This window comes from Chitinispirillales bacterium ANBcel5 (genome assembly GCA_029688955.1).
Lineage (GTDB): Bacteria > Fibrobacterota > Chitinivibrionia > Chitinivibrionales > Chitinispirillaceae > Cellulosispirillum > Cellulosispirillum alkaliphilum.
This window is the reverse complement of the sequence record JARUKZ010000015.1, coordinates 39033-53769: the sequence shown is the minus strand read 5'-3', so window position 1 is coordinate 53769 and position 14737 is coordinate 39033. Positions and strand designations below refer to the sequence as shown.

The window sequence follows — 14737 nt, the reverse complement described above, 5'->3', positions numbered from 1 at the left end:
ACAAAAGCAGCTACAAAAGTAGCTGCTTTTTCCAGAAAAAAGAAGCCTTTAAACAACTTACCTTCTTATTTCAAGAATTTCTACCACAATTTTACCACTGTTTACCGTACCTGTATGTACCACATTGGTATTAAATCCTTTGCCGGAAGCTTCTCTTTTGAAATCTTCCCAGTGTGTTCGGCAGGGATCAGCAATAAGGGCTTTACCTTCTTTTTTTACTGTGTTTTTAACGACCGATAATACAGGTTTTATCCATCTCTTTTCGTACAGTATATCTGATGCTACTAGTAAATCAGCATATCCCTTTTTAAACGGCAGTGATCTCCAGTCACAACAAACAACTTGTCCCCCTGAGCTGTTATTTCGAATATTATGCAAGGCGTATTTACATCCCACGGGAGATATATCCATAGCGGTTACACAGTGACCAAGCGATGCCAGAACAGAAGAAAGATGCCCAAGACCACATCCAGGCTCAATGATTTTTATGGTGCTGGATTTTAAGGTAGATGTAAGATATTCAAAGAGAACTGTAGAGGATGGCCATGTCTCTGCCCAGTATGGAAGGAAATGGTCCTTTTCATACTGCTCATCGGTTATCGTTTCCAGCACATCTGTGGGGTTAGACGGACGAACAAAACGAAATGTACGCCCGGATCCCGAACTGCTTTCAAGGCTAAATTCTTTAGTTTTGAATTGTAGATTCATGGTTTTAAGCAAATATAGGAAAATATTCTGAATATATCTTCGCTTCAGGCTAATATACATTATAGTCTTCGGTTTTTAGTTCTTTTGTTTTCTTAGAACTTTTTGGGAAGACAGAAAACAAGGTTTTTACAGTTTGGCGAATAATGAGATAATCATTTGTAGTAGCAAACATTAGAAAACATTGCAATTTGTTTAAATATTGAGGTATATTACCTTTTTTAGGTATATGCATACCATTTTTTAAGCACACTTTTATTTTGGTGGGATATTTCAGCTTTTATGCGAAGTGATTTTTTGGTATACGGAAGTCCTCAAATAGGACAAGAAGAGATAGATGAGGTTTTGGATACTATTCATTCTGGTTGGCTTGGTACAGGACCTAAGACTCAACGTTTCGAAAAAGAGTTTGCGACCTACCAGGGAATTGAAAATGCTGTAGCTGTAAGCTCATGTACTGCTGCAATACACCTTGCTCTTCTTGCGGCAGGTGTTGGGAAAGGTGATGAAGTTATAATTCCTGCACTGACTTTCTGCGCGACTGCAAACGCAGTAATACATGCAGGGGCAAGGCCTGTTTTTGCTGATATAAGAGAAGAAGATTTAACAATAGATCCGTTTGATGTAGAAAGAAAGATTTCTTCAAAAACAAGGGCTGTGATACCTGTTCATTTGTATGGTTACCCGGCAGATATGGCTTCACTGCGTTCAATTGCATCAAAGCATAACCTTCATTTAATTCAAGATGCGGCCCATGCTGCTGAATCGGAATACAGAGGTAAAAAAATGGCAACCTATGGTGATATCACTACTTATAGTTTTTATATCACTAAGAATCTAACTACAGTCGAAGGAGGGATGGTTGTTACCTCAAACCGGGAGTGGGCAGATAAGATCAAAGTTTTCGCACTTCATGGTATGTCACAAGATGCCTGGTCACGATATTCAGATAGAGGGTATAAACACTATCAGGTCTCTATGCCTGGATATAAGTATAACATGACTGACATCCAGGCCTCTTTTGGTTTGCACCAGCTAAATCGCCTGGAAACATCGCTTCTTCGAAGAGACGAAATTTGGAATCGCTATGATGAAGCATTTTGTACACTCCCTTTCATTTTGCCTCCCTCTCCATCTGATTCAACTATACGGCACGCAAAACACATTTATGCCCTTAGGGTAGCAAATGGGGCATCTATCTCCCGAGATGAATGTATGGAGCGACTATATAGCCAAAATATTGGTTCTGCTGTTCACTATACCTCTCTTCATCTTCACCCATATTACACAGATGAATTTGGGTATAGAAAAGGAGACTTTCCGGTGGCTGAAAATGTAGGTGAAACTACCTTTTCCCTTCCTCTATCGGCGAAACTTACGGATTCAGACGTAAATGATGTTATACAAGCTGTTTGCGGGATCTTTAAGTAACGTTTTCGGTGAAAAAACATTTTTATTACTTTAAAACGTATGTTTTAGACGACCAAAAATTTCCTTTTTTATTTACGTACATTGCTCATAAGTGGATTAGTAATTGATTAGGTTCTTTTGGGGTTTTTATTTGTAAATATGGTAGCATCAATAAAATCTAATTTTGAATTAGAGCTTCTGGCGTTATTAAGAAATAAAATGGAAGCAAAGTCTTGGGGGTCTGTTTTTAGACATTGTTGAAAATATTTTATCGACAATTCTGTTTGTCCTGTATAAAAAAGCTTTACCCCTTTTTGAAAAGTTTTAGTGTTTTTACACCGGATTTTCAATAAATCTTCGGGTAACGAATCAAGAATTTCATAAATTATTGTTTCCTCTTTTCTTCCCCTGACAGTTTCTGTACCAAGCATTCGTATTTTAAAGTTATAGGAAAAATTTGAAAGTGCGTCCACAACATTTTGGCTTATAATTATTGAAGTTTTGAATTTTTTCGTAAGGTTTTCCAGACGACTCGATAAATTAACCGCATCTGAAATAACCGTACCATCCATTCGAAAATCCTCTCCAATTGTTCCAAGTATCATTTTGCCGGTGTGAATGCCTATGCCTGTTTGAATACAACGGTATTTTGAATTACTAAACCTATCATTGAACGTTTCTACATATTTTTGTATCTCAATGGCAGCGGAGACCGCATCTGCCGCATTATCCGGAAAAAGCGCCATTATTCCATCACCATAGTATTTGTCTATAAACCCACCATGTTTTCTCACGACTGGACCTATTCCACTCAGATACTGGTTTAAAAATTCAAAGCTTTCAGTTGGGCTTAATTGTTCTGAAATAGTGGAAAAGGAGCGAATATCTGAAAAGAGCACAGTCATAGTGCATTTGCACTGATCCCCAAGCGACACTTCTGCTATATTATTTCTTCCAAGTAGTGAAAGAAAACGTGTTGGCACAAAACGTTCCAACGCTGAATTCAATTCCTTAAGCTTGCTCATGGATTTTTGTTGTTCGTCGATGAGTTGGATTTGGGCCTTGCGTTTCTGTTCTTCAGAAAGTTTAACCTTTTGAACAATTGCTACAGGAAGAAGAATCGCAGTGGCGATTACACCTACATTTGGGAGAAAATATAGTGCAATTGAAAATGGTACTATATCAAAAGTATACATCAGGTTATAGAGAATGAATCCCAAAAGGGAGAGTGTTCCCGCAAACAGGTAATACATTGATGGCTTATAACCTTTTTTGCAGCTAATAATAGCTACAATCATTAGTATAAAAGAAGCAACAATGTTTACTATACCGAGCAGTTTAGCTGACCAGGAGAAGGAAATAAAAACGGAAACTGTTCCACTGATTACTGTTAAACCGCATACAATTTTAAGAATTCTATCCAGTACAGGTGTGTACCTGTAAGAATTAAGTAAGCATCTTGAAAAGATTACACCAAAAACTGCGGAAATGAAACTTGCAAGACTTAAAAAAGGTAGTAATTTACCGGGAATAACAAAACTAAAATAGTCAAATGCGTTACCATACACTAAAAGCATCTGTCCTATAGCAAGTCCTCCAATAAACAGAATATAATAGAGATAGTATTTTGTACCAATTTTTATAAATATAAAAAAGCTGAAAACGATAATTACAAAAAGGGCACCGAAATAAAAACCCAGAAAGGTCTGTACATTGCGTTCTTTAAAAAGAAAGTCGCTCTCTGAATGGAGAAAAACTGGAAAGGTTAGTGCACTCTCAGACAATATTTGCGTAAAGAATGTAACCTGATCACCCCTTGCTAGCTCAAGCGGTAAAACAGGATTTGTGAATGAGTTTTCTCTGATTTTGCGTGGAACCACCAGGCCTGATTCGTAGGTTTTGTAACCACCTCTTTTATCGGGATAATAAAAGGTTACGTGATGTAGTGAAGGAACACCTATTTCGAACAACCACTTACCAGATTTCTCAGTATTATTCTTTACCGTCATTTTTAGCCATAGAGCACTCGTTGTGTATCCCAAATTAATAGTAGGGTTAGCTGGAGAAAACTTACCCTTTAGTTGTACCCGCTCAATATCATCAATGTTTTGAGATGCAGTTGTATCAATATAGAAGTAAATGTTTTCGCTAAAGAGGTTAGTATCCTCAGATAAAAGAAATGGAGCTGCTGAGGTCAAATGAATAAGAGAGAGGATAAGTATTATTATTTTATTCATTTAAAGATATGCCCATTGTTTTAATAAAACTATTTATCATGTTAAATAAATTATGCTTAAGCATTTTGTTAAGAAAAAAATGCTTTTTTTTTATCTAAAACCTACAGAACAATATTTTTATACATAAATTCCAGTTTAAATAGATGAACATTTCATTAATTTTGGGACATATTGTTGATTTCTTGATACAAGAACACTATTTTTACGATCTAAACTATTGTCTGATCTGCTGTTAAAAGCCAACCCCAATCAGGATAAACATGTCACATTTAAAAGAACCCGAAACACTGGTGAAGTTTCCCGGAGATGGAAGATTTAATTTAAATTTGATTTTTTATATTTTCGTGATAGCTGCTTCATTATATGTTTTATCGGTAGGGAAAAGCCTTCTAATTCCATTATTTCTCGCTGTATTTATTTGGTATCTGATAAATGTGCTTACTGAGGTATATGAAAAAATTCCCCTTTGGAGGAGAAAACGTTTACCGCATGCTGTTGCATTCCTTTCATCATTACTTACTATAGCAGCTGTTCTAACACTGGTTATTAATTTGGTTTACAATAATATCCTTGATGTGGTGTCAATGGCGCCCACTTATCAGCGAAACCTTGAACAGGTAATAGGAAAAATATTTAGTTTTTTGCAATTGGATGAACCACTTACTGTAAGACAGCTAATTAGAGATGTTAATTTTGCTGCAATGGCTACCCCAATGGCAAGAGGGGTCACTGGATTTATTTCCAGGGGAGGTATTGTTATTATTTACCTTCTGTTTCTATTTCTGGAGCAAAGAAGTTTTACACCAAAATTTCTTGCTCTAATTAAAAATCCAAAACGGCAAAAGGAAGTAAGCAGGCTTATAGCCCGAATAGATGCTGATATCAGGATGTATCTTGGAATAAAAACACTTACAAGCCTCACAACAAGCCTTTTAAGTTATGTGATATTTATTATTGTTGGACTTGATTTTGCCAGCTTCTGGGCTTTCACCATTTTTCTTCTCAATTTCATCCCCACCATAGGGTCTATTATTGCCACCATTTTCCCCTCAATTTTAGCTCTGCTGCAATTTGAGGACTTTAGACCTTTTCTGATCGTGATTATAGGTGTTACAACTATTCAGCAGCTTATGGGAAGCTTTCTGGAGCCAAGATTTATGGGTGACAGATTAAACTTAAGCCCTCTGGTAATTCTGCTATCTTTGGCATTATGGGGAAGACTTTGGGGGGTATCTGGAATGCTTTTTAGTGTCCCCATAACCTCTATTATTATGATCGTATTATCTCATTTTCCCCAAAGCCGGGCTGTAGCTGTTGCTCTTTCCCGAAACGGGAATATTAGAGAGGAAGATGAGTAAGACGATTAGTAGTGGTTCAATACTTAAAAATTAAATCAGTTCCCAATTAGCTATAAGAAGAATCAAGAGAATGTGGTGGACAGCTTTTTTGACACAAATTATCTTATAGGCTATGTTTATTTAACCGACCGCCTGGTCGGCTTCTGTTTACAAGTTGGTGAGGTAAGTGAAAAAAGCATTTTTTAATCTCCGGGAATCTAAGCGCTTAAGAATAATAAATAGCTGTGTTGAAGAATTCAGTAAGTACGGTTATGAGCAGTCCTCTACAGATCGTATTGTAAAAAGAGCAGGAATATCAAAAGGTGGTTTGTACGAATATATAAGCCACAAAGAGGAACTTTTTTTATTTATAGTTGAATATGTCTATACAAAACTATATAAATTTATCGATAAGGTAATTTCTTCAGAAAACAAACAATTACCCCCCGATATTTTGCAGAGATTTAGATTTGTAGCTTCGGTGGCAATCGAATTTTATATTCAAAACCCTGAAATGATTCTGTTTATAGTAAAATGTAATCAAATACCCCACCCAGACATCGGGGACAAGGTCCATGCAATATTTTTAAACCATTTTGAAAAGCTTTTTACTAATATCGAAACTGATTATCTTGCTTATTCTTTTGAGAGTATGCTTGATATTTTGCGATGGTTTTTGATGAAAACCAGAAATGACTTTGTTTGCAACCTTTCTACTGATCAAAACATGGATCAGCTTAGAGAGGTGTATTTAAATGAGTGGGACACAATTCTGTCGATGCTTAAAAATGGAATATATAAATCGGGTGCACTACAAGGAGATTAAAGATGTTTATGGGTATTGAAGGAACGGGAGTGTTACTGGCCTATCTCTTTTCGATTCTCTCAGCGCTGCTATGTGTGGCATATGGAATAATAAACTGGAATAAGCCAGGTGATGAAAACGAGAAAGTGGAGATTGAAGAGGAAATTAGGTGGGAGCAACATGAGCCGGAATTAATGGAAAGTGGGAGGCTAAGGTGAATCTTTTTCTTCTTGGATCAATTGTACTGATTTTTGTTGTTATAAATGCTTTCCTGGCATTTCTTGGTTACAGAGGAACAAGAAATGCCTCAGATTATCTCCTCGCCGGTCGAAAAGCTCATCCTGTTATTATGGCCTTAAGTTATGGTGCTACATTTATTAGCACTGCGGCTATCATTGGGTTTGGCGGAGCGGCCGCAGTGTATGGGATGGGAATTTTGTGGCTCACATTTCTTAACATCTTCGTGGGTATATTTATAGCATTTGTGATATTTGGGAAGCGTACAAGAAAAATAGGGCACAATATGGATGTTCATACCTTTCCCGAGTTTATTGGAAAACGTTTCCAGTCAAAATTTTTGCATATCTCTTCAGCTCTGCTAATTTTTATTGCAATGCCACTGTATGCAGGATCTGTGATTATTGGCGGTACTCAGTTTATAACAGAGACTCTTGGAATAAATTATGACATAGCACTGATGTTTTTTGTATCCATTGTTTCGGTTTATGTAATAATGGGCGGATTAAAGGGGGTGATGTACGCAGATGCATTTCAGGGAGTAGTAATGTTTTTAGGAATGTTTATTCTGCTCATTTTTACTTACTCTCAATTTGGTGGAGTAACTGAAGCTCACAGTAGTTTGTCCGGTTTAAAAGAACGGGCAGTAGATATTTTCGGGTCATCCGGACATACCGGCTGGACCTCTATGCCCAGAATAGGCTCTGTGTTCTGGTGGCAGCTTGTTTCAACTATAACTATAGGTGTAGGAATAGGGGTGCTTGCTCAACCTCAGTTAATCGTCAGGTTTATGACTGTAAAGAGTAATCGTGAACTCAACAGGGCTGTTCTTGTAGGTGGTGTGTTTATTCTAATGATGGTTGGGGTATCATTTATAGTCGGGGCACTGAGCAACGCTTATTTTGAAAGAGAAGTTGGTAAGGTGTCAATAGAAGCTGTTCAAAATAGAACCGATAATATAATCCCTATGTTTATAAATATGGCTATGCCCCCCTGGTTTACTGCAATTTTCATGGTGACCCTTCTTGCCGCAGCTATGACCACACTTTGTTCACAATTTCATGCTATGGGAAGTGCCTTCGGTCGTGATTTTGTCGAGTTGGGTTTGGGAATAAAGACAAAAAGTTCTGTGCTCACTACAAAAGTAGCTATGATTATTACTATTTTAGCTAGTACTTTCTTAGCCTGGGGCTTACCGCAGTTTTTTGAACAGGGTTCTGCCATAGTTGCGATTGGAACGGCAATATTTTTTGGGCTCTGTGCTGCAACATTTCTACCTCTCTACGTAGGGGCTCTTTTTTCCAAAAGAATTACTAAAACAGGTGCAAAGGCTTGTTTTATAAGTGGTCTTTTGACCAGCTCCTTTTGGATTACTTTTATTCATATAAGAGAGTCTCAACCTCTTGGATTGTGTAATGCCTTGTTTGGAGTGGACAGTTTGGCCTCAAGTCCATGGCTTCAGAATGTTGATCCAATAGTTGTGGCATTGCCGGTTTCAACCATTTTTACCATTGTTTTTAGCCTGCTATCTAAACCACCAAATGATCGACACCTAAAAGAAGTATTTAATGGTGTTAAATAGCAATATTATAACAAAACCTTAATAAATAAAGCCGATTTCATAAACCTACATCGGCTTTTTTTCTACCATACTATAGTAGTATATCTTATATTACCGAACTATAGCAATTAACACAATTAACTTAATCGATTAATATGGAGGCATTTTAGATGAGAGTTGTTAATCTGAAATTTTTAGTTTTGAGCTTAATTATCGCCCTGTCCTCCGCTTTTGCGCAGGAAAATCCTGTTGATGTCCATGGGCATCTCAGAGTTGATGATAACAAAATCATTGGTATGAACCATGGACGACCTGCACAGTTAAGAGGCATGAGTTTGTATTGGAGTTTAGGGCATTGGGGAAGCGGAGATGCTTATTATAATGAAAATGTGGTAAATACTCTGGTTAATGACTGGAAAATAACCGTTATAAGGGCGGCAATTGCTGCCAGAACAACAAGTGGCAGAGTTGGCATCGCTTCCGATAATCCAAGTGATAGAGAGTACCAGTTAAACCTTGCAAGAGCGGTTATAGATGCAGCTATTGCCAATAATGTTTATGTCGTAGTCGATTTTCATGCTTATGATACACAGGCCCAAAATGTAAGCGAAATTGAATCATACGCAATAGATTTTTTCACCACCATAGCACAAGAGTATGGAGATAAACCAAACGTAATATTCGAAATTTTAAATGAGCCAATTCGTTCTAATCAAGGCAGGGATGCTCAGGGATACTGGGATCATGAACTTAAACCATATCATGAAAATGTCATCGCTGCAATTAGGCAACACTCGGATAATCTTGTTCTGGTGGGAACACCTGAATGGTGTCAGAGGGTTGATGTTGCTGCTCAAAACCCTCTTGATGATCACAACGTTGCATATGTATTGCATTTCTATGCAGGAACACACGGTAGTTCACTCAGGACAAGCGCTTGGAGCGCCACGCTTAACGCAAGAATACCATTGTTTGTATCTGAATGGGGAACAACGCATGCAAATGGGGGAAGACCAGATCCGGATAACGACTATCATAATCCACAGGTCTATATTGAAGAAACAAGAAGGTGGTTTGATTGGATGGATAATCTGCACATAAGTTGGTGCAACTGGTCAGTACAAAACTTAGGAGAACTATCAGCGATTCTAAACTCTGGTGGTGCGGAAGGTGGTTGGAGTGTAAGTCAGTTGAGTGAATCCGGTCGATTTATTAGAGAAACTTTACGTGATTATAGTCAAAACTGGGAACTTCCCGCAGGTCCTGACACAGTCTTTCATGATCCACAGGTTTTTGATATTCCCGGAAGAATTCAGGCACAAAATTACACCGAAATGGATGGTATAAGAGTTGAAGATACAGAAGATGAAAGCGGTGATAAAAACATTGCTAACATAAATAATGGTAATTGGGCTGAGTACGAAATTTCGGTGAATGAAGCTGGTAATTATAAGGTGGATATAAGAGCGGCAACAGAAGTCGCTGGATGGGTGGACTTTTCAATTGGAAATGATACGTTAGGAGAAGTGAGGATAATTAGAACTGGAGGGTATCAAGACTGGGATATTTTCTCAACTACACTTGAGTTGCCTGCCGGAAATCATATGTTAAGATTGGATTTTAGAGGTATAGCCTCAGGCCTGTATAATATCAACTGGATTGATATCAAGCCCTCTACTTCTGTTTTAAGAACAAGAAATGTTAATCAGACTAAGGTAAATGTCGCTGTGTCAGGTGGAGAACTAAACCTTACGCTTCCTCAATCTCATCAATTTACAGGTTATGAACTTCTCAGACCAAATGGAAGAGTCGTTTCCAGTGGATCACTGAATAAAACCAATCTCAGGATCAATAATCTGGCTAAAGGATTATGGTTTATACGTCTCAATGGTCCAGCAAAGTCTGAAGTCTTCTCTGCTGTTATAGACAGATAAATTTCAATAATTCTTTATACATTGTAATGCCTCAGATAATTTTCTGGGGCATTTTTTTATACATGTAATCGACTGGTTGAATTGGACATAAGTTTTAAATGAACACTGTCTACTGTAAATTGTGTTGGAAATTCCATGCTCATAATAAAACCGATCCACTCATCATGCATATGTGGTTCAAAACTACAGTCTACGAATATATAGAAATAACAACAAACCTTAACAGTCTTTTTTTCTACCAAGTATATAGAACAATAAGAATGCAATTTAGCTTTGATCGATCAAGAGGTATTTGATGAAAAAAACTCTACTACTAAGGAAAAGTATACTTTTAATTTTAATTTCACTGGCATTGGCCTTCTCACAGCCCGCTAATCCTGTAGATCACCATGGAATGCTCCGTGTCGATGGAAACAGGATTGTTGGGGAACACAGCCAACCTGTGCAGCTTCGGGGAATGAGTCTTTACTGGAGTATCTGGGGGGGGGAAGACTACTATAATCAAAATGTTGTAAATACCCTTGTTGATGACTGGAAATCCACAGTTGTTAGAGCTGCTATTGCTGCCAGGACCCGTGAAAGGTTAGATGGCTTCATGGATCCGGAGCAGAGGGAAGGTCAATTAAATCTTGCTAGAAATGTAATAGATGCTGCAATCGACCGAGGGATATATGTGATAGTCGATTTCCATGCCTACGATGCTGATGACCAAGAGCCAAAGGATATACTGGATGGTGCAAAAGATTTTTTTCGAACTATCGCGTCTGAGTACAGTGATGTACCTAATTTAATTTATGAACCACTAAATGAACCCATCGAGTCTAAAGAGTATACTGAGCATAAAGATTACTGGAACTATGAGCTTAAACCCTACTTTGAAGAAGTAATAGAGGTTATAAGAGAAGAGGGTGCCCAAAATCTTATCGTTGCAGGCACTCCAACCTGGAGTCAAAGAGTGGATATTGCCGCAGAAAACCCTATTACAATGGATGACAATGTGGCTTATACGCTTCATTTTTATGCCGGTACACATGGCAGTACTCACAGAGGGTTCGCAGACGAAGCTCTAAACAGAGATGTTGCCCTGTTTGTTACGGAATGGGGAACAACCGCAGCATGCGGCGGAGGTGAAGATGATCGGCAGGTTTATATTTCTGAAACAGAAGAGTGGTTGGCCTGGATGGATCGAAATCATATTAGCTGGTGTAACTGGTCTGTACACCATCTTACCGAAAGCTCATCTATACTCAATACGCCTGGTTCTCAGGGCGGATGGAATGTAGGTGACCTAAGTACATCCGGAAACTTTATTAGAAATAAACTTATTGAGTATGCTCAGGATTATGACTACCCTGACCCGGGTGACGATCCAGGTGACGATCCAGGTGACGATCCAGGTGACGATCCAGGTGACGATCCAGGTGACGATCCAGGTGACGATCCAGGTGACGATCCAGGTGCCCCCGCCACACACAGTATACCTGGTACTGTTCAGGCCCAACATTTCCATTCCATGTCTGGAATTGTAACTGAGTCAACATCAGATGCCGGAGGAGGGGACAATATTGCCTATATCGATGATGGAGACTGGGCTGAATACCAATTAGTTATTCATAATGCAGGAACTTACAATGTTGAGCTTAGAGTTGCCACTGAAAGTGAAGGGGGGACAGTTGCTTTTCTGATTGGTGGTAATGAGCTTGGAAGCGTAAATGTTTCAACTACCGGGGGGTGGCAGAGTTGGGAGACTATAAGCACAACATTAGAACTACCCCAGGGTGAACATACACTACGACTGGCTTTCAACGGGGATGCCTATGGATTGTTTAATATTAATTGGTTGGATTTTCAGATCCATCATGGGGGGCATCCCGGTGACGATCCCGGTGACGATCCCGGTGACGATCCCGGTGACGATCCCGGTGACGATCCCGGTGACCCTGGTTCTTTATACAACATACCCGGTACACTTCAGGTTCAAGACTTTGTCAATATGTCAGGAATTCAAACAGAGTCAACAGAAGATGCCGGTGGGGGAGAAAATATAGGATATATCGATGGAGGAGATTGGGCTGAGTACCAGCTTAGGGTAGAAAGAGCAGGTGTATATGATGTTGATCTTAGAGTCGCGACTGAAACAGAGGGGGGAACTATCACCTTTCTGATTGGTGACAATGAACTTGGGGTTGTTGATGTCTCAACTACCGGTGGATGGCAGAGTTGGGAAACTATAAGTACAACGTTAGAACTTCCTGAGGGTGAGCATATGCTCAGGCTTGCGTTTAGTGGAGATGCCCACGGATTGTTCAATATTAACTGGATTGCATTTAGTTCCCAAAATACTTCTGCTTACAGGATGCGGCAAAGAAACAATAACTCTGTAAGGATTGTTTCTAATCGGAGGGGATTAGAGATTTTGTTACCTGAATCGCATCAATTTACTGGTTATGAGTTATTAAGACCCAATGGACGAATCGTTCATAGTGGAAGGGTAACTCATTCACGATTAAGCGTAAATGATCTTTCCAGTGGACTGTGGCTGATTCGTCTTATCGGAAACAGAAAAGCAGAGGTCTTCTCTACAATCATTGATTAGTGTTTATTTTATACTGGATTGGTGATAATACCCTCAGGATCACAAAAAGACCTGAGGGTATTTACTTTTTTAGAGATGCTAATCCCCTGACTTACCCTAGATTTCTTAATTCTTTTGCATCAAAACAGTACAAATAGCATTTTGTAGGTTCTATTCTATATATATTACGTATTTCAATCTATTTAGGTAGGAGAAGATGGGGCCGATTAAAATAAACAGAGCTTTGATAAGTGTTTCGGACAAAAGCGGTGTTGTGGAGTTTGCAAAAGCCCTTGCAGAAAAGGGTGTGGAGATACTCTCAACCGGTGGCACTTGGAAGAAACTGAAAGAAAGCGGTGTAGACGTTGTTTCTGTGGACAGTTATACAGGCCATCCTGAAATAATGGATGGTAGAGTTAAGACTCTTCACCCCCGCATTCATGGTGGAATACTGGCTGTAAGAGACAATTCGACCCATATCACTGAGATGAAAGAGAATGGAATTAAACAGATTGATCTTGTCGTAGTTAATCTTTATCCATTTGAGAAAACTGTTGCAAGGGAAGATGTTAGAATTGAGGACGCAATAGAAAACATAGATATAGGTGGTCCGACAATGGTTAGAAGTTCTGCAAAAAACCATGCCTATGTTACTGTTGTTGTTGACCCCTGTGATTATTGCGATATTATTGATGAGCTTGATGAAAACGGCACCATTTCTTTTGAAAGCCGAAAAAAACTTGCAGTAAAAGCTTTCAGGCACACTGCTGACTACGACTCTGCCATAGATACCTATCTTTCAGAAGTATATCTTCAGGAGGAAGTCCTGCGTTTAAAATATGGAAACGGAGTTAAACTTAGGTATGGTGAAAATCCTCACCAGAGCGCAAGTTTCTATAAGGATCCCCGAATGGGTAGAGCTGGTTGCGTAGCAGAAGCCAAGCAGCTTACTGGTAAGGAACTCTCTTACAATAACATCGTGGATACTGATGCTGCTCTTGAGGCAGTGAGGGAACTTGGTGATCAACCTGCTGCGGCAATCATTAAGCACACCAATCCTTGTGGGTATGCTACAGGTGAAACAATTTTAGAAGCACTTGAAGCAGCCTGGTCAGGTGACCCGGTTTCTGCATTTGGCAGTGTCGTTGCCCTGAGCAAAGCGGTGGATCGAGAGGTTGCTGAAGTATTTTCAGGGCGCTTTGTTGAGGTTTTGATTGCTCCCGATTTTTCCAAAGAAGCATTAGATTTTTTAAAACAAAAGAGCTCATCATTACGAATTTTGGCTTTGGAAAACCCTCTGGGAGAAAAGCAAGACAACGATTATGTTTTAAAACATATCCGGGGTGGTCTTCTGAGACAGAGTGTTGATGACGTACTCTTCAAAAACTGGGAGTGTGTAACAGAAAATAACTTTCCTGGGGAAAAAGAGAAACTAGCTCAATTTGCATGGAAAGGGGCTAAACATGTCAAATCCAATGCAATTGTACTTGCCCAAGAATATAAAAGGGGGCAATTTCGTATTACGGGAATGGGTGCAGGACAACCCAACAGAGTCGATAGTCTCAGAAAACTTGCGCTGAGCAAGGCAAGGGAAAACCTGTCCTGTGATTATAAGGAATTATCAAAAGATATCCCGGTTAATCAGGAATTTAGTGAATTTGGAGATTTTGTTCTTGCCTCAGATGCTTTTTTCCCATTTGCAGACTCGGTAGAGCAAGCACACGCTGCAGGTATTAAGTATATAATCCAACCCGGTGGATCAAAAAGGGATAATGAAGTAATTGATGCCTGTAACAGGTTTGGAATAGCAATGATTTTTACAGGAATGCGTCATTTCAAACACTAAAAATGAAATTTATAAAAGTGAAAAGAACGGCGGCACACATTTCATCCAAACAGATAAAGTGGCTGACTGTTAAGTAACCTAAGGAATAAC

10 protein-coding genes are annotated in these 14737 nt (G+C 39.0%); 8 read left to right on the top strand and 2 right to left on the bottom strand.

Annotated elements, in window-relative coordinates; translation table 11 throughout:
* Window positions 1-57: 57 nt before the first annotated feature.
* The gene (locus tag QA601_09895; protein ID MDG5815392.1) at window positions 58-768 is read right to left on the bottom strand and encodes a methyltransferase domain-containing protein; all 711 of its coding nucleotides are present in this window, start codon (window positions 766-768) and stop codon (window positions 58-60) included.
* A 219-nt stretch (window positions 769-987) separates the two neighbouring features.
* Between QA601_09895 and QA601_09890 the strand changes: the two genes are divergently transcribed.
* Complete coding sequence (locus tag QA601_09890; protein MDG5815391.1) at window positions 988-2136, top strand: DegT/DnrJ/EryC1/StrS family aminotransferase; 1149 nt, start codon at window positions 988-990, stop codon at window positions 2134-2136.
* Between the two features lie 107 nt (window positions 2137-2243).
* Here the strand turns inward: QA601_09890 and QA601_09885 are convergent, their stop codons facing one another.
* The gene (locus tag QA601_09885) at window positions 2244-4352 is read right to left on the bottom strand and encodes a 7TM-DISM domain-containing protein (protein ID MDG5815390.1); all 2109 of its coding nucleotides are present in this window, start codon (window positions 4350-4352) and stop codon (window positions 2244-2246) included.
* A gap of 260 nt (window positions 4353-4612) precedes the next feature.
* Here QA601_09885 and QA601_09880 point away from each other — a divergent pair, with 260 nt between their 5' ends.
* The 7 genes from QA601_09880 to purH all read left to right on the top strand — a co-directional run bounded on the left by QA601_09880 (window position 4613) and on the right by purH (window position 14647).
* Window positions 4613-5710 carry an AI-2E family transporter gene (locus QA601_09880; protein MDG5815389.1) on the top strand — a complete coding sequence of 366 codons (1098 nt, stop codon included), beginning with the start codon at window positions 4613-4615 and terminating at the stop codon, window positions 5708-5710.
* Between the two features lie 166 nt (window positions 5711-5876).
* The gene (locus QA601_09875) at window positions 5877-6515 is read left to right on the top strand and encodes a TetR/AcrR family transcriptional regulator (protein MDG5815388.1); all 639 of its coding nucleotides are present in this window, start codon (window positions 5877-5879) and stop codon (window positions 6513-6515) included.
* A 2-nt stretch (window positions 6516-6517) separates the two neighbouring features.
* A complete protein-coding gene (locus QA601_09870) occupies window positions 6518-6712 on the top strand; it encodes a hypothetical protein (GenBank protein MDG5815387.1) in 195 nt (64 codons plus the stop codon).
* Window positions 6709-8313, top strand: coding sequence for a sodium:solute symporter family protein (locus QA601_09865; protein ID MDG5815386.1), 1605 nt, complete (start codon window positions 6709-6711; stop codon window positions 8311-8313). Before QA601_09870 ends, QA601_09865 begins: the two co-directional genes overlap by 4 nt.
* Before the next feature lie 149 nt (window positions 8314-8462).
* Window positions 8463-10226 carry a cellulase family glycosylhydrolase gene (locus QA601_09860; GenBank protein MDG5815385.1) on the top strand — a complete coding sequence of 588 codons (1764 nt, stop codon included), beginning with the start codon at window positions 8463-8465 and terminating at the stop codon, window positions 10224-10226.
* Between the two features lie 295 nt (window positions 10227-10521).
* The gene (locus QA601_09855; protein MDG5815384.1) at window positions 10522-12822 is read left to right on the top strand and encodes a carbohydrate-binding protein; all 2301 of its coding nucleotides are present in this window, start codon (window positions 10522-10524) and stop codon (window positions 12820-12822) included.
* Window positions 12823-13018: 196 nt separating this feature from the next.
* Window positions 13019-14647: a bifunctional phosphoribosylaminoimidazolecarboxamide formyltransferase/IMP cyclohydrolase gene (purH, locus tag QA601_09850; protein MDG5815383.1), complete on the top strand. Its 1629-nt coding sequence runs from the start codon at window positions 13019-13021 to the stop codon at window positions 14645-14647.
* The last annotated feature ends 90 nt before the right edge of the window (window positions 14648-14737 follow it).